The organism is Bacteroides sp. OM05-12, from assembly GCF_003438995.1.
In the GTDB taxonomy this organism is placed as follows: Bacteria; Bacteroidota; Bacteroidia; order Bacteroidales; family Bacteroidaceae; genus Bacteroides.
This window is the reverse complement of record NZ_QSUN01000027.1, coordinates 1-23,983: the sequence shown is the minus strand read 5'-3', so window position 1 is coordinate 23,983 and position 23,983 is coordinate 1. Positions and strand designations below refer to the sequence as shown.

Below are 23,983 nucleotides of genomic sequence, written 5' to 3'. Positions count from 1 at the left end.
TTCCTCGTGAATTAATGTAATTGCCTTGATGAACTGATGTGAAACTATTGACTCATTAATCTTTTCACGGTCGTGGGTCGATCGTTTCACTACTGTGGGGCGAACGTTCCATATACGTGGAACGAATGCGTCATAGTTGTGAAAAGATTACTATGAACCGATCAACGGCATACATATTACTTTGCAAAAGATGAGATTGGTATTTGTCGGAAGGTAAATTGTTTACGATAAGGCATAAAAAAAGGAGTACCGCTGTACTCCAACCTTTGTTAACCTTAAATCTAATACTATGAAAAACACATTGCAAAGGTACGGCTTTTTCGCAATTCTCCAAATAAATATGCTAAGAAAATATGTTTTATAACACGATTTAAGAAAATACTCGTAAAGTCTTAAAGCATTTAAATTTGAGGCAATTTTCATTATGGTAGGAAAACTTAAATATTTAGGCTGATACTCCCCCTTTTTTTGTCATAATTTCATCGTTTCTCATCATTAATGTATATATTTGCAAACTTGATAAGATTTGAACGATGATTGAACTACGATGATTTCAGTAGAAAATTTATATGTGGAATTCAGTGCGACCCCTCTTTTGGAAGAGGTTACGTTCGTTATAAATAAAAGAGACCGCATCGCCTTAGTCGGGAAGAATGGGGCGGGGAAGTCTACTATGCTTAAAATATTGGCGGGAATGCAATTGCCTACTTCGGGCAATGTGGCTGTGCCAAAGGATATTACTATCGGTTATTTGCCTCAGGTGATGATTCTTAGTGATGAACACACCGTAATGGAAGAGGCGGAATTGGCATTTGAACATATTTTCGAATTACAGGCCGGGATTCAACGGATGAATCAGGAGCTTGCCGAAAGAACGGATTACGATTCTGAAAGCTATCATAAACTGATCGATCGCTTTACGCATGAAAACGAACGTTTCCTGATGATGGGAGGCACCAACTACCGTGCGGAAATAGAGCGCACCTTGATGGGGCTAGGCTTTAAGCGGGAAGATTTTGACCGTTCCACTTCCGAATTCAGCGGAGGATGGCGTATGCGTATCGAATTGGCCAAACTGTTGCTTCGTCGTCCTGATGTGCTTTTATTGGATGAGCCTACCAATCATCTTGACATAGAGTCTATCCAGTGGTTGGAAAACTTCCTGAAGAGCAGTGCCAATGCTGTTGTTCTGGTATCTCACGACCGTGCATTCATCAATAACGTGACGACACGTACCATAGAGATAAATTGTCGGAGGATATATGATTATAAAGTTGCTTATGACCAGTTTGTTGTTCTGAGAAAAGAACGCAGGGAGCAACAGTTGCGTGCCTACGAAAATCAGCAGAAACAGATACAGGATACGGAGGACTTTATAGAAAGATTCCGTTATAAGGCTACAAAAGCCGTGCAAGTGCAAAGCCGTATCAAGCAATTGGAAAAGATTGTCCCGATAGAAGTGGATGAAGAAGACAATTCGGCCTTGAGGTTGAAGTTTCCTCCCGCTCCGCGTTCAGGCAGCTATCCGGTCATTGCTGAGAATTTGAAGAAAGCCTATGGTAATCATGTCGTATTTCATGATGTAGACCTGACGATTAATCGTGGGGAAAAGGTGGCTTTTGTCGGAAAGAACGGTGAGGGTAAATCTACCTTGGTGAAATGTATCATGGGAGAGATTGACTATGAAGGTAAACTTACGATAGGTCATAACGTGATGATAGGATACTTTGCCCAGAATCAAGCACAACTGCTGGATGAGAATCTGACGGTATTTGATACGATTGATTATGTGGCTCAGGGAGACATTCGTACGAAAATACGTGATATACTCGGTGCTTTCATGTTTGGCGGTGAAGCCTCCGACAAGAAAGTGAAGGTGCTTTCCGGAGGAGAGCGCAGTCGTCTGGCAATGATAAAACTATTGCTCGAACCGGTCAACCTGTTGATATTGGATGAGCCTACCAACCATTTGGATATGCGTTCGAAAGATGTGCTGAAAGACGCTATCCGTGAGTTTGAGGGAACGGTTATCGTCGTTTCCCACGACCGTGATTTCCTGGATGGATTGGTAACCAAAGTCTATGAGTTTGGTGGCGGCGTGGTAAAAGAACATTTGGGAGGTATCTATGATTTCTTGCAGAAGAAGAAAATAGAAAATCTGAATGAGTTGCAGCGTAAGCCGGAATTATCGGAATCTCCTACGGCGCAGAATGACGAACCTGCTCAGGTAAGTGAGAATAAATTGTCTTACGAGGCGCAAAAAGAGCTGAATAAGAAACTCCGTAAGCTGGAAAAGCAAGTTTCGGATTGTGAAAAGGAAATAGAAGTTTTGGAAAAGAAAATAGCTGTTGTGGAAGAACAGATGACAACCCCCGAAGGTGCCTCGGATATGTCGCTTTATGAACAACACCAACAATTAAAAAAGCAAATGAACATGGTGGTTGAAGAATGGGAAAACACATCTATGGAATTGGAAGAACTACAGAATACTAATTAATTTATACAGTATGAAGATGAAGTATTATTTGCCTATTATGGCATTTGCTTTGATGGCTGCAACGGGCTGCAATAGCAAAAAAGAAGCGGCTATGTCCGCAGGTATTGACCTAGCTAACCTTGACACAACGGCATTGCCGGGAACCAACTTTTATCAGTATGCATGTGGAGGGTGGATGAAGAATCATCCTTTGACGGATGAGTATTCTCGTTTCGGTTCTTTCGATATGCTGGCGGAAAACAACCGTGAGCAGTTGAGAGGTTTGATAGAAGAATTGGCTAAGAAGCAGAATGAACAAGGAACCGTAGCACAAAAGATCGGTGATTTGTACGGTATGGCCATGGATAGTGTTAAACGTAATGCCGATGGAATGACTCCGATTCAGGCCGAACTGGAAATGATTGCCTCTGTAAAGGATAAGGCTGAACTTTCTAAATTGATGGCTGAACTTCGCCGCAAAGGTTTGGATGTATACTTTGCTTTATATATCGGTGCCGACCCAATGAATAGTACAATGAATTTGGTACAGACTTATCAAAGCGGTATCGGGCTCGGTGAAAAAGAATATTATTTGGAAGATGATGCTCATACGAAAGAAATTCGTGACAAGTACCAGGAACATATCGCCAAAATGTTTGAATTGGCAGGCTTTACTCCGGAGCAGGCCAAGAAAAACGCTGAAGCTGTCATGATGATTGAAACTCGTATTGCGAAGGCATCTTTCAGTGCTGTAGAACAACGTGATCCGCATGCCAATTATCATAAAATGAGTTTGGATGAACTGAAGAAAGAAATTCCGGGCATTGACTGGGATGTTTATTTCAGTACCATCGGTTTGAAGGATGTGAAAGAATTAAGCGTTTCACAGATTGAACCGGTGAAGGAAGTGGAAAGTATTATTAATACGGTTGCTCTGGAAGATCAGATTGCTTATATGCAATGGAAGTTGATTGACACAGCTGCATCTTATTTGAATGATGACTTTGAGAACCAGAACTTTGAGTTCTATGGAAAAGTGCTTTCAGGTAAGAAAGAGCAAAGACCTCGTTGGAAACGCGCCGTAGGTATTGTTGACGGAGTTTTGGGCGAAGCTGTAGGACAAATGTATGTTCAGAAATATTTCCCGGCAGAAGCAAAAGACCGTATGGTGAAGCTGGTGAAGAATCTTCAAACAGCACTGGGCGAACGTATCCAGAACCTTGAATGGATGGGAGATTCAACTAAGACTAAGGCTATGGAGAAGTTGAATACATTCTACGTAAAGGTAGGTTATCCTGATAAATGGAGAGATTATACGGCTTTGAATATTGATAAGAATGATTCTTACTGGGCTAATATTGAGCGTGCTACTCAGTTTGAGTATGATTATATGTTGGATAAGGCCGGCAAACCGGTGGATAAAGACGAATGGGGTATGACTCCTCAAACGGTGAATGCATACTATAATCCGACTACGAATGAAATTTGCTTCCCGGCAGGTATCCTTCAATATCCGTTCTTCGATATGAATGCTGACGATGCTTTCAATTACGGTGCAATCGGTGTGGTAATTGGTCATGAGATGACACACGGATTCGATGATCAGGGACGTCAATTTGATAAAGACGGTAATTTGAAAGACTGGTGGACGGCAGAAGATGCTGAACGTTTCAATAAGCGTGCACAGGTGATGGTGAATTTCTTCGACAGTATCGAAGTTTTACCGGGATTGTATGCGAACGGTTCTTTGACATTGGGCGAGAATATTGCCGACCATGGTGGTTTGCAAGTATCTTACCAAGCATTTAAGACAGCTACAAAAGATCAACCGCTCGGAGTTGTGGATGGCTTTACTCCTGAACAACGCTTCTTCCTTGCTTATGCAAATGTATGGGCGGGAAATATCCGTGACGAGCAAATCCGTGTTTATACAAAGAGTGATCCCCACTCTTTAGGCAGATGGCGCGTTGACGGTGCGCTTCCTCAGATCGGTGCATGGTACGAGGCATTTAATATTACCGAGGCGGATCCGATGTTCTTGCCTGCTGAGAAACGTGTGTCTATTTGGTAATCAATAGATTTATAATAGGATGAAAAGCCTCGGAACATCATCGTTCCGGGGCTTTTTTAACTTAATTCAGTATTTATCCATTCTTCTTTTCTATTATTTGTACTATCTTTGTCACGTTAAAAAGTAACCGATGAAGCAAAGAATTAATATAGCATGGTTGTTGATGATGGTCTGCATGATAATGCTGACCGCTTCTGTATTGCCTCATCATCACCATAAAGGATTACTTTGCTTGCAGCATGATGCAACAGAGAAAGAATGTTCGGCACCTGTAGAACAGGATTCTCATAACTCCTCTACCTGCAAAGCCTGCTGTGTTACGAAATTCAATTGTGCACGTCCCGATTCGGACGACTCCATAGTGCCGGATTATACTTTGGAATCGGTGCTTTTCACATTGACTGATATCTATTTATTACCTCTTCTACAAGAAGAATGTTTAATCGATACTTCTTATTATTACGAACATCTGCATAGCCGGCACGTTTCGGATGCTGTCGGATTGCGTGCTCCCCCCTTCATTGTTAGGATGATTGGTTAGGATGCTTCTACAACGAAGTATTCCGGTATATTACTGAATCATCATTTGTGTACTGTAATCTTTTTATGGTAGAATACTACCTGTTTATCAATTACAATATTTAGTATAACAATGAAGAAAACTATTTTTATGGGAATCTTGGGAATGTTCCTCCTAGGTTCCTGTCATAATCACGATAAAGAACAGAATCATGACGGACATGATCACTCGGAGCATACGGACGATCATGCCGGACACAATCACGCGGAAGAAGGGCATAATCATGCAGAAGAAGTTGCTGCCGCATCCCATTCGGATGAAATTATCTTTCCGGTCGCTAAAGCTGAGGCTGCCGGAGTTAAAGTAGAAACGATACAACCTAAAACCTTTCATCAGGTTATTCCGACAAGCGGACAGATACTCGCTGCGCAAGGAGATGAAACAACAGTGGTGGCAAACGTGGCCGGCGTTGTTTCGTTCAAATCTCCGGTGACAGACGGTATGCCTGTTCGCCAAGGAATGCCGTTGGTGGTACTTTCTTCAAAAGATATGATGGATGGCAATCCTGTACAACGCGCCAAAGTCGATTATGACATTGCCCGTAAGGAGTATGAACGTGCAAAAGGTTTATTGGAAAGTAAGATTGTTTCGGAGAAAGATTTTAATGCCATTAAGCAGACCTATGAGAACGCCCGCATCAGTTATGAAGCGGTTGCAAAGAATCAGACAGCCGGAGGACAAGTTGTTACGGCTCCGATGGGAGGCTATGTGAAGAGCTGTCTGGTGAATGAAGGGGATTATGTGACGGTTGGACAACCGCTTGTGAGTATTACCCAGAATCGGCGTTTATTTCTTCGTGCTGAAGTCTCAGAGAAATATTATGGTTATCTGAAGAGTATTACTTCTGCCAATTTCCAAACGCCCTATAATAATAAGGTATATAGTCTGGATGATTTAAGCGGGCGCGTCCTTTCTTATGGTAAGGCTTCGGGTGGGTCTTCTTTCTATGTCCCTGTCACCTTTGAATTCGATAATCGTGGAGATGTGATTCCCGGTTCGTATGTGTCTGTCTATCTTTTGTCTTCTCCGATGCCGGATGTGTTGGTTCTGCCTCATACTGCATTGACCGAAGAACAAGGATTGTATTTTATTTATATACAGTTGGATGCGGAAGGATATAAGAAACAGGAAGTGATGCTTGGTGCGGATAACGGTAAAGAAATCCAAATCCTTTCCGGGCTAAAGGCTGGTGATAAAGTCGTGACTGAAGGTGCTTATCAGGTGAAACTGGCCGGAGCTACCAATGCGATTCCGGCTCACTCACATGAACATTAATCCCCGAAAGCTATGTTGAATAAGATAATTCATTTTTCGCTGCACAATCGGCTCATGATATTGGTTGCGGCAGTATTATTGCTGGTGGGAGGTACTTACACGGCTTTTCATACGGAAGTGGATGTTTTCCCGGATTTGAATGCTCCGACGGTTGTAATCATGACCGAAGCCAACGGCATGGCGGCTGAGGAAGTGGAGCAATTAGTGACATTTCCGGTAGAAACAGCCGTGAACGGGGCTACTAATGTGCGTCGTGTACGCTCTTCTTCTACGAATGGCTTTTCTGTTGTATGGGTAGAATTTGATTGGGATACGGATATTTATCTGGCGCGTCAGATTGTTTCAGAGAAACTTTCGATTGTGGGAGAGGAACTTCCGGCCAATGTAGGTAAACCGACACTCGGACCGCAGTCATCCATTCTTGGCGAGCTGCTTATAATCGGATTGACGGCAGACAGCACCTCCATGCTTGATTTACGTACGATGGCCGATTGGACTATCCGTCCCCGTTTGCTCTCTACCGGTGGAGTGGCTCAGGTTGCCGTGCTGGGCGGAGATATCAAAGAATATCAAGTATTGCTTGATCCTGCCCGTATGAAGCATTACGGAGTATCTCTTGCGGAAGTAATGGCCGTGACTCGTGAGATGAACCAAAATGCAAACGGTGGTGTGCTATATGAGTTTGGCAATGAATATATCGTACGTGGTGTGTTATCTACCGACCAGGTACGGGAATTGGCAAAGTCGGTTATAAAGACAATAGATAATGTACCCGTGACATTAGGGGATATAGCAGATGTGCAGGTCGGTTCGGCAGAACCGAAATTGGGTACGGCATCAGAGAAAGGGAAGCCTGCCGTTCTGCTGACGGTAACAAAACAACCGAACACAAGTACTATAGAACTGACGGAGAAGTTGGATGCTGCATTGATGGAATTGCAAAAGAATCTACCCTCCGATGTTCATATCTCTACGGATGTATTCCGTCAGAGCCGTTTTATTGAGAGTTCCATCGGGAATGTCCAGAAGTCGCTGTATGAAGGCGCTATCTTTGTTGTAATCGTACTCTTTTTATTCCTTGCCAATGTACGTACAACGGTTATTTCTTTGGTGACTCTTCCGTTATCCATGGTTACGTCTATTCTTGTTCTGCATTTGATGGGATTAACTATCAATACAATGAGCCTTGGCGGTTTGGCTATTGCTATCGGTTCATTGGTGGATGATGCCATTGTGGACGTTGAGAATGTTTGGAAACATCTTCGGGAGAATCGCTTAAAGCCCGTAGAAGAGAGGCAGAATATACTGGAAGTTGTATTCAATGCTTCCCGTGAGGTACGTATGCCGATCTTGAACTCGACTTTAATTATTATTGTAAGTTTTGTGCCTTTGTTCTTCTTAACAGGAATGGAAGGACGTATGCTTGTACCGCTCGGTATTGCGTTTATCGTAGCTCTTTTTGCCTCTACGGTTGTCGCTTTGACTTTAACTCCGGTGCTTTGCAGTTATTTGTTGGGTAAGACAAAAGGTAATGGAATCCCTAAAGAAGCATTTGTTGCAGTATGGCTTAAAAAAGTGTACGGCCGTGCTTTGGAATGGTCGCTTTGTCATAAACGGATAATACTTGGTTCTACAATCGCTCTTTTTGTCGTGGCATTAGGATTCTTCTTTACTTTGGGACGGAGTTTTTTACCTCCGTTCAATGAGGGTTCTTTTACCATCAATATAAGCAGTTTACCCGGTATCTCACTTCCCGAGTCTGATAAAATGGGGCAACGGGCAGAAGAATTATTGCTTTCTATCCCTGAGATTCAGACGGTGGCCCGCAAAACCGGACGGGCAGAACTGGATGAACATGCATTGGGGGTGAATGTTTCGGAAATCGAAGCGCCGTTTGAGTTGAAAGACCGTTCGCGTGAGGAACTGATTGCCGATGTTCGTGAGAAGCTGTCTGCCATAACGGGTGCGAACATAGAGATAGGTCAACCTATTTCCCACCGTATCGATGCGATGTTATCCGGTACAAAGGCGAATATTGCCATTAAACTCTTTGGTTCCGATTTGAATCGGATGTTTGCAATCGGCAATCAGATTAAAGATGCTATCAGCGATGTGCAAGGAATTGCGGATTTGAATGTGGAGCAACAGATAGAACGCCCGCAATTAAAGATTACTCCAAAACGGGAGATATTGGCCAAGTATGGTATCTCTTTGCCGGAGTTCTCGGAATTTGTGAAAGTAAATATGGCGGGAGAAGTTGTCTCGCAGGTGTATGAAGATGGAAAGTCATTCGATTTGGTTGTTCGTACAAAGGATGAATATCGTGATGAAATAGAAAAGGTTCGTAACCTGATGATTGACGCCGGAAACAAGAAAGTTCCACTTCACTACGTAGCGAATGTCGTCTCAACAATGGGACCGAATACGATTAGCCGTGAGAATGTGAAACGCAAGATTGTTATTTCTGCTAATACCGCAGGGCGTGATATTCGCAGTGTGGTAAATGATATTCAAAAACGGATTGACTCACAGATTAAACTGCCGGAAGGTTATCATGTAGAGTATGGCGGACAGTTTGAAAGTGAACAGGCGGCTTCGCGTACTTTGCTGCTGACTTCTTTGATGTCTATTGTGATTATCTTCTTACTGTTGTTCAATGAATTTCGTAGTGCAAAGCAGAGCGGCATTATCTTGTTGAATCTGCCGTTGGCTCTGATAGGAGGTGTTTTTGCATTGGTGTTGACAACGGGTGAAGTAAGTATACCGGCTGTGATAGGCTTCATTTCTTTATTTGGTATTGCTACCCGTAACGGGATGTTGCTTGTTTCGCATTATAATTTATTGCGTGAACAAGGACTATCACTGAAAGAAAGTATCATTCGAGGATCATTGGATCGGTTGAACCCGATTTTAATGACGGCTTTATCCTCGGCGTTAGCCTTGATTCCGCTGGCTTTGGGTGGCTCCTTGCCGGGCAATGAAATACAAAGTCCGATGGCGAAAGTTATTTTGGGCGGATTATTAACATCGACTTTCCTGAACGCATTTATCGTTCCGATTGTTTATCTATGGATGAATAAAAATAAAGAAGAAAAGGTATGAGACGAAATATAATTATTGCAGTATTGTTCTTTACGGGTATCACTCTCTATGCACAAACCGGGAGTATGGATCGTATCCTTCGCAGTATTGAGCAAAACAATAAAGAGCTTCAGGCAAACGAACATCTTACGGAAGCCCGGAAATTGACGGATAAGACGGACAATAACCTGCCTGATCCGGCGGTAAGTTACAGTTATACTTATGGCTCACCGCAAGAATTGGGTAAGAGTGGAGAGTTGACTGTTACGCAAGGATTCGATTTCCCGACTGCTTATAGTTCGAGGAATAAGCTGAATAAACTTAAAGCGGAGACATTGGATAAACAGTATGCCGCTACCCGTCGGGATATACTTTTGCGCGCAAAAGAATTGTGCTTGGATCTGATTCTTTTAAATCAGGAAAGCAATCTGCTCTCAGAACGTTTAAAGAATGCGGAAACTCTTGCACAGGTGTATGAGAAAAGACTTCAGACAGGTGATGCCAATATTCTGGAAACGAACAAGATTAAGATGGAGTTAATGAAAGTTCAGGCAGAGGTGGTTACTAACGAAGCAACCCGTGAAGCTAAGTTGCAGGAACTAATTGCAATGAACGATAATCAGCCGTTGACTTTTACCGAGACAACTTATATGCCGGTAGAAGAGCTGGCGGACTTTGCACAGCTGAAACAGGAAGTGCTTGCTTCCGATCTTAACCTTCAATCTTTGGAAAGCGAATCATTGGCAGCACGTAAGCAGATAACAGTTGAAAAGTCCGGTTGGTTGCCGAAACTGGAAATAGGTTATCGTCGTAATACGGGTATAGGAGAACAGTTCAATGGCTTTATTGTGGGAGGTTCGCTTCCTTTATTCAACAATAAGAATAAAGTGAAAGCTTCCAAGGCCCAATCTCTTTATACTGATTTGCAGAAAGAGAGTGCGGAGCAACAGGTGGAAGCTACCTTATTGGCTCTTTACAGTGAAGCGGTCAAAGTTCGTAATACGATGAAAGCGTATGATTTGCAATTATTGAATACGAATGCCGAGTTATTGAAAAAAGCATTGGATAGCCGGCAAATATCCATGACAGAGTATTTCACGGAGATTGAAAACTCTTTCCAGACCCGGATGGATTATATGCAACTGGAGAATCGTTATCAGAAAGTTATCGGACAGATATTTAAGAATAGATTATAGATGCTTATTCAACATACGGTCCTTTAATTGCAAACTCCTATCGTTTGCAATTAAAGGACCGTATGTTTGTTTTCAAAGGACCGTATGCTTGCAGGCGAGCTGATTAATGCCTGTTCTTTCTTCCTAACTTATATCTAAAAGATTCTTATATCCTTTCCGGACGGCCTTTTTATTTGCAGTTTAAAAGGATTTGTTTAGCTACAGCTCCGGTAACATCACCGTCTTCGCCGTAAGCAGCATTTCTTGCATTGAAACGGCGTTCTATTTCGTCGATGGTATCGTCACCGATATTGACTTCACTGAGGCGGGTAGCCAGTCCCAAGTTGCGGAAGAATTCTTCCGTTTTATCGATGGCTATTGTTGCACGCGTTACGGGAAGTCCTGTGGTGATACCCCAGATTCGCTCTCCATATTGAAGCAATTTGTCGAGTTTCTTATCAATAAGAGTACGGAGCATACCCGGATAAACGATAGCGAGAGTTGCACCGTGTGTTAAACCTTTCAGTGCTGTCAATTCATGTCCTATCATGTGTGTAGCCCAGTCCTGAGGTACTCCCATAGCGATAAAACCGTTCAGCCCCATTGTAGCTCCCAACATAAATTGTGACATCAAATCATAATCCTGTTGATTCTCTTTTACCAACGGTGCGATAGTTGTCAGCATCATTAAGATACCTTCCGCCCAACGGTCCATCATACGTGACTGGTTAGGTTTGGTCATGTATTGTTCCATCACATGAACAAATGTATCTGCCATACCGCAAGCTATCTGATAAGGAGGTAAAGTGAAAGTGACGGTCGGGTCAAGGATAGAGAACACAGGGAAGTTGGAGTAGAACGGATACTTTTCTTGTGTCTCATGACGTGAAATAACTGCTCCGTTATTCATTTCCGAACCGGTTGCCGGGATGGTCAGGACAGTTCCCATAGGAATGGTTTTATCAGAACTTCCTTTTTGAACTAAATCCCAAGCGTCGCCGTCATATAATAGTCCGGCAGAGATAAGTTTAGTACCGTCCAACACGGAACCTCCTCCTACAGCGAGCAGGTAATCTATATTTTTTTCTTTTCCGAGAGCTATTGCCTTACGAAGAGTTTCGATAGAAGGATTCGGCTCTATACCCCAGAATTCTGTAATATCATAGCCGTTAAGTGCTTCTATTACTTGTTCGTAAACTCCGTTTTTCTTAACACTGCCTCCGCCGAAAGTTATCATAACCTTCTTATCTGCCGGGATTTCCTTTGATAGTTGTGCTATCATTCCCTGACCGAAGATGAGGCGCGTAGGGTTTTGAAAAATAAAATTATTCATAATTCTTAATGTATTTCTTGAATTAGGCTGTAAAGGTACTACTTTTTATTTATCTTTGAAATAAAATAGATTGGTATGAATATAGAAATTGGTAAGTTTAACGTACTGAAAGTTGTTAAGGAGGTGGATTTCGGTGTCTATCTTGATGGTGGTGACGGAGAAGAAATTTTGCTTCCAACGCGCTATGTACCTGAAGATTGCCATATAGGAGACGAGTTGAATGTGTTCATCTATCTGGATAATGAAGAGAGATTGATTGCCACCACACTTACCCCTTTGGTACAAGTCGGACAGTTTGCCTGTCTGGAAGTGGCTTGGGTTAATGAGTTTGGAGCATTCTTGGACTGGGGATTGATGAAAGACCTTTTTGTCCCGTTTCGTGAACAGAAGATGAAGATGGTGAAAGGACGGAAATATGTAGTCCATGCACATGTTGATGAGGAGAGTTACCGTATAATGGCATCGGCAAAGGTAGAGCGTTATTTGTCGAAAGAAATGCCGGATTATAAGCAGGGAGAGGAAGTCGATATACTTATTTGGCAGAAAACGGATTTGGGCTTTAAAGCGATAATCGACAATAAATTCAGTGGACTGCTTTATGATAGTGAGATATTTCAACATCTGGAGACCGGTATGCAGTTAAAGGCTTATGTGAAGCAAGTGCGGGAAGACGGGAAGATCGATTTGATCTTACAGAAACCGGGGATTGAGAAAATAGGAGATTTCTCTATGGTGTTGTTACAATACATAAAGGACAACGGCGGAAAGATCGGATTTAATGATAAAAGTCCGGCAGAACTTATTTACGATACGTTTGAAGTAAGTAAAAAGACCTTTAAAAAGGCTGTCGGTGATCTGTATAAGAAGCATTTAATAGTATTGGACGGTGAGTTTATCCGTTTGGCAGAATAGGGAAATACGTATGCGAAAGAGGGAAACCTCTCTTTATATAAAGGGAAATTCAGTAGGATGAGAGTATTTCTCATCCTATTTTTGTTGAAAAGGAATAAGAACTAAAAAACAAAGGTTATGAAAAAGATACTATTTATATTAATGACTATCGGAATGGTAACAATGAGTTCCGATTGTATGGCGTCTATGAGTATTAGCAAAGTTAGGAAAAATACCCGCTTCCTGACAGACAGGATGGCTTATGAGTTAAACCTGTCGCCTGCACAGTACAATGATGTGTATGAGATTAATTTCGATTTCATATACAATGTCAGGGATGTAATGGATGATGTGCTCAGAGGATATGACTGGGCAGCGGATGATTATTACCGTTGTCTGGATATACGCAATGACGATCTTCGTTGGGTACTATCCGCATCACAGTATGGACGTTTCCTCGGATTGGAATACTTTTACCGGCCAATCTATGCATCCGGTAGTTCTTGGGATTTCAGGGTGTATGTGATATACTCCAATCATAACTATTTCTATTTCTCCAAACCTGCTCATTACCGCACGTATAGCGGTAGCCATTATCGTACTCATTATAATAATAACAGCTATTACAGAGGAAGATATCATCATGATGTTTATAGCGGACAGTTTAGTACAAAGCGGGATGACGTTTACCGCAATAACCGCCGTTCGGATTTTGGGGTAAGTTCAAGACCTTCTACTTCTGCAAGACCTCAAACCCGTCCTTCCGGAAGTTCGTCCGGGAGCAGTAGCGAACGAAGCAGTTCTTCGAGAAATAAGGAGGCGACTTCGAGTTCTTCAAGAAATAATAATTCTTCGAATACGAGCAACAGAAGTTCCAGTACATCCGGGAGTAGGGAAACGACTCGTCCGTCATCAACGAGCGGAAGTAGCAGGAGTTCATCTTCCAGCCGTTCGTCTTCAAGTAGCAGCGTAAGTTCCGGTTCATCGAGTAGTCGCAGTTCGTCAGCCCGTTCTTCCTCATCAAGTAGTAGGAGCAGTTCAGGTTCCAGCTCGTCTTCAAGATCAAGCAGTTCTCGCAGATAGTAACACTTTGTTAATACAAATACTCTTTTATTACCCGTTGTTTTGTAAAAAACAGCGGGTTTCCTTTTTATATTCGTTATTCTTCCTTAAATTTGATGCCCTTTTTCTCTGTAAAATGCGGATTCATTTAATAAAAACTAAGATATGAAAAGACTAATTGTTAACAAAATGTTGTTCCTGCTGCTTTTATGCATCAGTGTTCAGTTGTGGGGGCAAGCTCCTGAAGGGTATTATGATGCGGCTAAAGGGCAAAAAGATAAAGCACTGTTAATAGCATTGCATAATATCATAGACGGACATACCAATGTAGGGTATGATGGTTTGTGGACCGTTTATAAAAAATCGGATGTCCGTGCGGACGGAACTGTCTGGGATATGTATTCTACATCTAAGTTTATTCCGGGTCAGAAACAGTGTGGTAACTACAAAAATGTTGGCGACTGTTACAATCGTGAACATTCATTCCCCAAGAGTTGGTTTAGTGAAGGCTCACCGATGAAAAGTGATGCTTTTCATATTTATCCTACAGATGGAAAAGTGAACGGGCAACGTAGTAATTTTGCATATGGAGAAACTAAAACCGGTACTACATTACCTTCTCACAATGGAGTGGATGCTTTGGGTAAGTTAGGTACTTGTTCTTTCCCCGGCTATTCCGGGAAAGTTTTCGAACCGGTTGATGAATACAAAGGTGATTTTGCCCGTACTTATTTCTATATGGCTGCCCGTTATCAGGATAAGATTAAGAGTTGGGGAGGCGATATGACCGCAGGGAATGATTATCCCTGTTATAAAACGTGGGCTGTTAATCTGTTGTTGAAATGGCATCGCCAAGACCCGGTTAGCCAGAAAGAGATAGACAGAAACAACGCCGTATATGAATTCCAGCACAACCGCAATCCTTTTATTGATTATCCCGAACTGGCTGAATATATTTGGGGAGACCAGCAGAATACAGGTTGGACACCGGGTGGTTTTGTAAAACCGGTTATTACTGCTCCGTTGGACGATTCTACAATAGATATGGGGGTAACTGCCATTGGTAAGCCTTTGTCTAAGACCATTGAAGTAAAAGGACAGGGAATATCCGAGAATCTATCCGTTCAACTGCAAGGAGCTGGATTTGCGACTGCTACTTCATCTTTAGATAAAGAGGTTGTAATCGCGGGTACTACTATAACAATTACTTATAATTCAAGCGTGACAGCTACCTCGGAAGCTACGCTGAAATTATATAATTCAGAAGTTTCTTCAACGGTAACTTTAAATGCGAAAGCTGTGGACGGTATCCCTGCTTTGAGTGCGGAAAGTGTTGACTTGAACTCTTTTGTGGCACGTTGGACAAACTTAGACGGCAATGTGAATTATACATTGACGGTATGGTCGGAAGACAAGAACTCTCCGGTCTATTCGGAAACAGTTGCGGCGAATAAAGAAAAACAAGAAGTGACCGGATTGGATGAAGATACCCAATATCACTATCAACTCTCTTACAATTCTAAGGTTTCCAATGTGGTGGATGTGAAAACTCTTGCTCCTATACCTGTTTTGTCATTGATCGTTCCGGAGGAACTTGTGTTTAATGCGGTTCCGGGAGTGGCTTCGGAAATGAAAGAGGCGGAAGTTTATACCGAGCATATTGATGAGAATGTAACAGTCACCATCGATGCTCCATTTGAAATCAGCACGGACAAATCAAATTGGGCGCAAACATTGACGGTCGATAAGGATGGTGAACGTTTTTATATTCGTTTATCTAAAGATGCGTCGCCGGGTGTTCATGCCGGACTCCTTTCTTTGTCTGTATCAGACTTTGACGGTGATGAAGTAGATGTTGTAGGAATGGTGGAATTACCTATCACTTTCTTGGAAGATTTTGAAGCTGCCACCCAGCAGAATAACTATAGCGGTGGTGTAATCGAAGGTACGATGTGTAAATGGGAATTGACGGATGCCGGTATTTGCGGACGCTCCAGTGGTGACCGTTTTAATGGAAAGCAATCTGTTTGCTTTGGTAAAACAAGTAATTCTTCTTTGGAAATGAAAGAAGATAAAGTGAATGGAGCATCTTCTCTATCTTTCTATGTAGCATTATATGGAAGTGATACTAATGCAACTATTTGTACGTCTTACTCTGTAGATGGTGGAAATACTTGGACGGAATTAGGCTCAGAGGTTATTAGCAATACTGTATTAAGACAACTCACATATAATCTGCTGGTGAATGCTCCTGTTCGTATTAAGATAGAACAGACTGAAGGCAAGCGTGTGAATATTGATGATATTGCAATGAGTGATTATATTCCGTCGAATATAACATCCAATGAAACAAGCGGTTGGGATGCTTATTGTCGTCAAGGGAAACTGATAATAGAGACAAACAAGGAAGAATTGGTTACAGTATATTCTGCTGATGCTGTTACTATGTATCAGGATGAGGTCGTATCAGGGACTACTACGGTAGACCTTCCGCAGGGTATGTATATCGTGGTGTGTGGTGATAATGCCAAGAAAGTAGTTATTAAATAAATGTGCAGGGAAAGAAGAAACAACTAGACTTTTATTTTAAATAGTGCAATCCGGTTACTTCTCTAAAAGAGGGTAACCGGATTTTCTTTTTATATACTTAGTTCTCACTGTACTTTAATTATAAAGGTAAATTATATTCAAAAAGTGGAATATCCTTTTTATATTTGTGGAGCAAACCTAAATTAAGAAACGATGAATCATACGTTAAAATTAGTCAGCCTTCTCTTACTATATATTTTTACCGGTTGTAATAATGATGTAGAAAGATCTTTAACGCTTTATGAGCAAGGGAAATATTATGAAGAACAGCAGCAACTTGATTCGGCTACTTATTTCTATAGGGAATCGCTGAACTTATTAAAGAATAAAAATGAATCACAGAAAATAGGTGAGATATATAATCGGCTTGGTAATATCTTTCTGCAAACTGATTTATATGAGAAGGCTTATGAATCTTATAACGAAGCTGAAAGATATAACTCCCTATTAACCGATAAAACCAACCTTTCCAAATCTATACGTGGTATGGGATTAAGTTTTGCGTATCGATATATGCCGGATTCTGCTCTTAATTATTTTTTGAAAGCCTTTGAATTGTCTGATTTTGTAAATGATACAACGGAAATATTACTGATTAATAATAATCTATCTAATATTTACTGTGAGCTTGGGCAATATGAGAAAGCATTATATTATAATAATATTGTGTTGACTTTATCAAAAGACTCAATAAATCTTTGCCGGAGCTGGTTAACTAAGGCTAGTATTCTTTTGGAATATCAACAGTATGATTCTGCATGGTATTATTATGAGTTGGGTGCTCACAGCAATAATATTTATACCAAAGCAGCTTGCTATTCGGCATTATCGGAACTTTCTCAAATACTGCAACTTCCTGATTCAAGTAAGTATTTGAAATTGTTTTCTATACTGAATGACTCTATTGACAGATGCAGTCAGTCTGTTCAGGTGCAATCATCAGATCAGAATTATCTAATGGCACAAACAATAAATAAGCATAAATATTCATTTGTATATGTTTTAGCTATTTTCTTTTTATTATGTGCGGTTATTGTAATGTTCTTGGTTTATTATCATAAGAGAAAATTAAGAATAGAGAGACAAAAAAAAGATGAAGAAGTTCAGGGATATAAAAATACCATTCAGGAGTTATATATAGAAATGAAAACTCTTCAACAGGAAATTGATTCTATAAAAGATTGTGAGAAGAATCTTTCGGAGAGCACACAAAAATATGAAAGATTAAAAGAAATAGAAGACAATATAATTGCAAATATTAATAATGTAGCAATTAATTGCAGTACAAATTTTATGAGATCTCATGAGTATAAGCAAATAAAAGAAAAGCTTAGAGGGACTTGTGTAGAATTAACCAAGAAAGAAAGAGAGAATATATATAGTACTGTGATGAAAGCTTTTGAACCTCTCACCCAATATTTATCTACATTTATGAATATGGCAACGGATGATTGTTTTTTATGTTGTCTGGCTTTATTAGGGTTTACATCTAAAGACTGTGCTGTGTTAAGATGTGTCACATGGAATGCTATTCGTTCTCAAAAGAATAGGATAAAAACAAAATTTATTGAAGTATTTCATACCTTGGAATTATACGATTCTATTTTTAAATAATGTATAGTCGCATATGAATACAACTTTTGAACACTATTTAACAACTAGTAAATAGCTATATTTCAGTGGTTTACAAATTGTAAAAGGGAACTGCGAACATATTTTGCTTGTATTTTATTGATTATTAGCTGTTTAAACGATCTGTAACTCGAACAGGGTTTACTTGTGTTTTTGTTTTAAAAAGCTTTAATTTGAATATCAACCATTAATAATACTGTTATGAAAAAATTATTCTTATTATTTGCTTGTTTTATAATAAGTATATCGGTCTTTTCACAGTCGAAAGCACCAGCAAGGGATATACTGATGAAAGGTAGGTTTGGTAATTTTTGTCCTACTTCTGTCAGAGTGAATATGAGTTTGGGTAACACACTAGTTACAACATTCTATGAAAAAATAGACAATGTAACTATAACTGTGAAAAAGGTGAATGGAGACATTATCTCTATACAGACCATGAGTGTAGAAGAGTTTGAAACGTTCAATATCGAAATTGATAATTATGCTCCCGGAAGCTATATTATTGAGATCGAAGCTCCTGAAGGAAGTCTTGAAGGACGGTTTTGATACAAATACATTAGAACATACAATTACGAAAGGAGGAATAGGAATTTGTATGAGTAATCTCTCTTAAATACTAAATTGAAAGCCTATGAAATAATTGTGACTAGACAATTATCTCTCAAGTAGAATAATATCTTAAAGATATATCCTGTTTAATTGAAAAACTATTAATAACGCTCTGTAATCTATATGGAGCATAAAATACTATTATCTTATGAAAAAACTATTAACTCTATTATTGTGCCTGTTGTCGATGCCTTTATTTGCACAAATTGCAATTAGAGCTGAGGTCTCAGAAGATGAAGCCGTTGATATAGCAAAAAATTTGTTTGCGGGCAGAGATGTCGATATTTATATTGGTGATTATTCATCAGCAGATTGGTTAGTCTTTATTGATGAAGAACCCTTGAAAGGGTGGGAGCATTGGTGTACCTATCTTTATGTACAGAAAACGAGGCTCTTTAATACTCCTATAAGATATAGTCAAAGTCGTGAAAAGCTTCCGCCTAGTATAGATTTGAGGCCTAAATATGTAAAAAACAGAGCAACAAGAGCTCCGTTAAATATAAAAGTACCTAAAGTCAGTTCGAATGCTACTAACACAAAATCTTATGCGGTGATACTTAGTGGAGGTGCGAATAAGAACTCAAACCATGAACGTTATTGGAATGATTGTTCTTTTATCTACCAGACCTTAGTGAATAAATATCTGATTCCGAAAGATAATATTTATGTGATTATGGCAGATGGTACAAATCCTGAGGCAGATATGCGCTGTGTTGATGGTACATATAAATCCTCTCCTTTGGATTTGGACTTTGACGGTTCTCCGGATTTAAAATATGCTGCCACTAAAGCAAACGTAAGCAGTGTTTTTAATGAATTAAGCCGGAAGCTGACAGAAGAAAATCATTTATTCTTTTTTGTGATTGACCATGGAGGTTCTCATGATGGTGTTTCTCAATCCTACATTAATTTATGGGGCAGAGAGGTATTAGAAGATTACGAGCTTTCCACCATGCTCAATAAAATAAATGCCGGAGCTATGAATATTGTGTTAGGGCAATGCTATAGTGGAGGTTTTATAGATAATATAGCCAAGAAAGGACGTGTAATTGCTACTGCTTCTACCGGGGGACAATCCTCTTATGCTTGTTCGGATCTTTTATATGACGAATTTGTCTATCATTGGACTTCTGCTGTTGCTCGTCGTACTGCTTATGGCGTATCAGTGTCTTCGGATCTGGACTATAGCGGACATGTCACTATGGATGAGGCTTTTACGTTTGCAGAAAAAAAAGATCGGGCGAATGAAACGCCGATGTATAATTCTACTCCATTATCTGTAGGTGAAGATTTGGCTTTTGATAAGATGCCTAATTTAGTAGACTTGTATATAAGGGATAATGTGGAGGATACAGGTAAAGAACCGAATCTTACGGCTAAAGAAAGTTGGAAGAGCCCTGATATTTGGGTAAGAAATCAAAAAGATGACGTAGAAGAGCATGAAAATCCTTATTATTCAGATGAACATCCAACAGCATTTGTTAAGGTAAGAATAACCAATCGGGGTACTAAAGATTACAAATCTGCAGAACAACCACAATATTTGCATGTATGTTGGACCAAAGCCTCAACAAATATATCTATAGATGCGTGGAAAGGTAGAGAATTATATAATAATTATGTTACCGGTTTTTATATAGTACCTACCTTAATAAGAGAGGATATACCGGCAGGTAAAAGTGCTGTAATAACTGTTACTTGGACATTACCGGATTACATGTTAGACTCTATGTCAGATAATGATACAGAGAATCACCATTTTTGTCTTTTTGCCAGAGTTTCCAAGGAGCATACAGATGATATAGATAAGGAATTAATAACGGATCATAATACAGCCGATATTCGTGGAAGCAATAAATTGGCACAGAAAAATCTTTCAATTATTCGAAAAGGTTCCTCTAATGATCTTACTTCTACTGTATTTGTTAGAAATACGATGGGAACATCTCGTAGTTATTCACTTGAAATCCGTACATCAACTGAGGCTGATAAAGATTTGTTTACTATGGCACAAGTTAGTGTGGAAATGTCCGGCCCGATTTATCAGGCATGGGAAAGAGGTGGATCAAACTCAACGGGAATAAAACGTAGTCCGTCTGTTCCGAGAGTGTTGCAATTAGAGTCTGCAAGTAGTAAAATATCCGGTATAAGTCTTAATAAGAATGAATTTGAGAAGATATCTCTGGAATGTAATTTCTATCGGTCATTAATGATACCCAATAGGACATATACCATCGATTTGATTCAAAGAGACGAAGCTACGGGAGATATTGTAGGAGGAGAAACATTTATTATCGATCCGCGTCCTCTTTCCATCATATCGCCACCGATAATAATTAGACCGGGAATAATTGATGGCAAATATCAACTTAGCGCTGAAGCTCCCGATAATACTACTAATTATACTTGGACGGATAAAGCGGGAAACATAGTAGGTAATACAAAAGAAGTAACGGTTTCTCCTACTATTCGGAATAATGAGTATACTGTTACTGCCAAAGCCGGGGGAATATTAGACCAAGCCAGTATTACATTGGATTTGATTCAAGGTATAAAATCTGTCACTCCGAGTCCGGCAACAAACTATATTGATGTTATTCTAAAAGAACCGGCGGATAATGATTTAACCTATGTCAAAGTTCAGTCTGTTCAGGATAATGGTAGGGTTGTAGAGAAAGAAGTTGTAAGAAATAACTCTCAGGTACGGATTGAGTTGGGTACTATGCCGAGAGGAGTTATTCTTATCCAGTTGATTTCAGACAATGAGGTTATTGATAATGCCAAGATTATTAAAAACTAAGCATAAATTTTAAATAAAAGTTGTTTCTGATTTGATATTGTTTTATCTTTATAATATCATTTCAGGAACAACTTTCATAAATATAGCCTTATGAAAATACATAAATATCTTTTTGGCTTATTGTTCCTTTTCCTGATGCATTTTTCAGGATTAGCGCAGTCTTACAAAGTAGTAACCGTTCCTGCTCCGGGAGAGTTGGAAAAGAGTCTGGGTGATGATTGGGATAAAATAGACTCTGTTGTAGTAAAAGGCACTATCAATAAGGCAGACTTCCAAACTTTATATAATTGTTCCCGTCTTGGGAAACTGACTGTTCTTAATTTAGAAGGTGCGACGATAGAAGATAACAGGATTCCTGATTATGCCCTTTTTTATCCTAATATTACGGATGATTATCTTAATATTCAGCGAATTATTTTACCTGATAATGTCACGGAAATAGGCAAATATGCAATTGCTGTGATGTATCTTAAAAAGATTAATTTTCCCTCCTCTTTGAAAAAGTTCTCAAAGGGTTCGTTTTACGGATGCCATTGGATGGAAGTAGATCCACTTGTTATTCCTGAAGGTATTACGGAAATTCCATGGTTATGTTTTGGACATTGTCAGAGTTTCCGGAAACTCGTTCTGCCACAGTCGCTTAAAATAATAGACGGGTTTGCTTTTTATAACACTCGAATGGACGAAATGAATCTTCCGGAAGGGTTAGATTCTATCGGAAATTCGGCGTTTTGGAGTTCTCCTTTATTAAGGAGAGTTGTGATTCCTGAGAGTGCTATTCATTTGGGGATAGGTGCTTTTGCACAAACTGATAGTTTAAGGAGTATAAATATTCCACTTGGTGTCACTGAAATTCCTGATTTGTTTTTAGCTTACAGCAATGAAATAGATACTATTATTATACCTGACGGAGTAACTAGGATTGGAAGCAGTGCCTTTCAATGGGACTATGATTTAAGTTATATCAAGCTGCCTAAAAATCTAAAAAGTATTGATTCTTATGCTTTTGAGGCAACAAATGTTGTGGAATTTGTGTTTCCCGAAACCCTTGAATTGATAGGAAGAGGTGCATTTAACGGATTAAAATATCTTAAAAAAGTATATTGCATGGCTAAAACTCCTCCGATAGCTGAATTAGATCCTATTAATGATTATGATGGACCTTTCTATTGGTCTGGTAAAAATTGTACTCTTTATGTTCCTAAAGGTTCAGGCGATTTATATCGTAATGCTTCCGGTTGGCAGGATTTTCAGCAAGTAGTAGAAACCGATAATTTCCCTTCTTCCTGTGGAATAACCTTCGCGCCAAGCTGTACGGTCAGTATCTCCGATGGAGAGATAATAATAAACAATCCTACGGATATACCGACAAGGGTTAGTGTTTATGCGGTTAATGGAAATCTGGTTCGGCAAGAAAAAGTGGTCGGTACATTTGCCCTTACGGTTTCACCGGGGATTTATTTGGTGAAAGCGGGTAGGAAAACAGAAAAGGTGGTAGTGAAATAAAAGGGTTCATAAATATAGCCTTATGAAAACATATAAATATCTTTTAGGCTTATTGCTCCTTTTCCTGATGCATTTTTCAGGATTAGCGCAGTCTTACAAAGTAGTAACTGTTCCTGCTCCGGGAGGGTTGGAAAAGAGTCTGGGTGATGATTGGGATAAAATAGACTCTGTTGTAGTAAAAGGTACTATCAATAAGGCAGACTTCCAAACTTTATATAATTGTTCCCGTCTTGGGAAACTGACTGTTCTTAATTTAGAAGGTGCGACGATAGAAGGTAACAGGATTCCTGATTATGCCCTTTTTTATCCTAATATTACGGATGATTATCTCAATATTCAGCGAATTATTTTACCTGATAATGTTACGGAAATAGGCAAATATGCAATTGCTGTGATGTATCTTAAAAAGATTAATTTTCCCTCCTCTTTGAAAAAGTTCTCAAAGGGTTCGTTTTACGGATGCCATTGGATGGAAGTAGATCCGCTTGTTATCCCTGAAGGTATTACGGAAATTCCATGGTTATGTTTTGGACATTGTCAGAGTTTTCGGAAACTCGTTCTGCCACAGTCGCTTAAAATAATAGACGGGTTTGCTTTTTATAACACTCGAATGGACGAAATGAATCTTCCGGAAGGGTTAGATTCTATCGGAAATTCGGCGTTTTGGAGTTCTCCTTTATTAAGGAGAGTTGTGATTCCTGAGAGTGCTATTCATTTGGGGATGGGTGCTTTTGCACAAACTGATAGTTTAAGGAGTATAAATATTCCACTTGGCGTTACTGAAATTCCCGACTTGTTTTTAGCTTATAGCAATGAAATAGATACTATTATTATACCTGACGGAGTAACTAGGATTGGAAACAGTGCCTTTCAAATGGATTATGACTTAAGCTATGTACG

Annotated in this window: 15 protein-coding genes; 14 read left to right on the top strand and 1 reads right to left on the bottom strand. The window is 39.9% G+C overall.

The window, feature by feature from the left end; translation table 11 throughout:
- The first annotated feature begins 547 nt into the window (after positions 1-547).
- The 6 genes from DXB63_RS15460 (at position 548) to DXB63_RS15435 (ending at position 10,679) form a co-directional block, all read left to right on the top strand.
- Positions 548-2,497, top strand: a complete 1,950-nt coding sequence (locus DXB63_RS15460; protein ID WP_122127301.1) for an ABC-F family ATP-binding cassette domain-containing protein — start codon at positions 548-550, stop codon at positions 2,495-2,497.
- A gap of 10 nt (positions 2,498-2,507) precedes the next feature.
- Positions 2,508-4,547: a M13 family metallopeptidase gene (locus DXB63_RS15455; RefSeq protein WP_122127300.1), complete on the top strand. Its 2,040-nt coding sequence runs from the start codon at positions 2,508-2,510 to the stop codon at positions 4,545-4,547.
- Positions 4,548-4,677: 130 nt separating this feature from the next.
- Complete coding sequence (locus tag DXB63_RS15450) at positions 4,678-5,088, top strand: DUF6769 family protein (protein WP_122127299.1); 411 nt, start codon at positions 4,678-4,680, stop codon at positions 5,086-5,088.
- 111 nt (positions 5,089-5,199) lie between these two features.
- On the top strand, positions 5,200-6,402 hold the full coding sequence (locus DXB63_RS15445) for an efflux RND transporter periplasmic adaptor subunit (protein WP_122127298.1): 1,203 nt from the start codon (positions 5,200-5,202) through the stop codon (positions 6,400-6,402).
- Positions 6,403-6,414: 12 nt separating this feature from the next.
- The gene (locus tag DXB63_RS15440) at positions 6,415-9,504 is read left to right on the top strand and encodes an efflux RND transporter permease subunit (protein WP_122127297.1); all 3,090 of its coding nucleotides are present in this window, start codon (positions 6,415-6,417) and stop codon (positions 9,502-9,504) included.
- Entirely contained in the window at positions 9,501-10,679 is a 1,179-nt protein-coding gene (locus tag DXB63_RS15435) for a TolC family protein (protein WP_122127296.1), read from the top strand. Before DXB63_RS15440 ends, DXB63_RS15435 begins: the two co-directional genes overlap by 4 nt.
- Positions 10,680-10,848: 169 nt before the next feature.
- Here the strand turns inward: DXB63_RS15435 and DXB63_RS15430 are convergent, their stop codons facing one another.
- On the bottom strand, positions 10,849-11,991 hold the full coding sequence (locus DXB63_RS15430; RefSeq protein ID WP_122127295.1) for an iron-containing alcohol dehydrogenase: 1,143 nt from the start codon (positions 11,989-11,991) through the stop codon (positions 10,849-10,851).
- A 75-nt stretch (positions 11,992-12,066) separates the two neighbouring features.
- Between DXB63_RS15430 and DXB63_RS15425 the strand changes: the two genes are divergently transcribed.
- The 8 genes from DXB63_RS15425 to DXB63_RS15390 all read left to right on the top strand — a co-directional run.
- The gene (locus DXB63_RS15425) at positions 12,067-12,903 is read left to right on the top strand and encodes a S1 RNA-binding domain-containing protein (RefSeq protein ID WP_122127294.1); all 837 of its coding nucleotides are present in this window, start codon (positions 12,067-12,069) and stop codon (positions 12,901-12,903) included.
- 117 nt (positions 12,904-13,020) lie between these two features.
- Positions 13,021-13,965: a hypothetical protein gene (locus DXB63_RS15420; protein WP_122127293.1), complete on the top strand. Its 945-nt coding sequence runs from the start codon at positions 13,021-13,023 to the stop codon at positions 13,963-13,965.
- 144 nt (positions 13,966-14,109) lie between these two features.
- Complete coding sequence (locus tag DXB63_RS15415; RefSeq protein ID WP_122127292.1) at positions 14,110-16,494, top strand: endonuclease; 2,385 nt, start codon at positions 14,110-14,112, stop codon at positions 16,492-16,494.
- A gap of 192 nt (positions 16,495-16,686) precedes the next feature.
- The gene (locus tag DXB63_RS15410; protein WP_122127291.1) at positions 16,687-18,147 is read left to right on the top strand and encodes a tetratricopeptide repeat protein; all 1,461 of its coding nucleotides are present in this window, start codon (positions 16,687-16,689) and stop codon (positions 18,145-18,147) included.
- 219 nt (positions 18,148-18,366) lie between these two features.
- Positions 18,367-18,714 carry a DUF3244 domain-containing protein gene (locus tag DXB63_RS15405; protein ID WP_122127290.1) on the top strand — a complete coding sequence of 116 codons (348 nt, stop codon included), beginning with the start codon at positions 18,367-18,369 and terminating at the stop codon, positions 18,712-18,714.
- A gap of 211 nt (positions 18,715-18,925) precedes the next feature.
- Positions 18,926-21,577, top strand: coding sequence for a C13 family peptidase (locus tag DXB63_RS15400; RefSeq protein ID WP_122127289.1), 2,652 nt, complete (start codon positions 18,926-18,928; stop codon positions 21,575-21,577).
- Between the two features lie 90 nt (positions 21,578-21,667).
- Positions 21,668-23,083 carry a leucine-rich repeat domain-containing protein gene (locus DXB63_RS15395; protein ID WP_122127288.1) on the top strand — a complete coding sequence of 472 codons (1,416 nt, stop codon included), beginning with the start codon at positions 21,668-21,670 and terminating at the stop codon, positions 23,081-23,083.
- A 22-nt stretch (positions 23,084-23,105) separates the two neighbouring features.
- Positions 23,106-23,983, top strand: an 878-nt coding sequence (locus DXB63_RS15390; protein WP_147332298.1) for a leucine-rich repeat domain-containing protein, incomplete at its 3' end; no start/stop codon positions are given.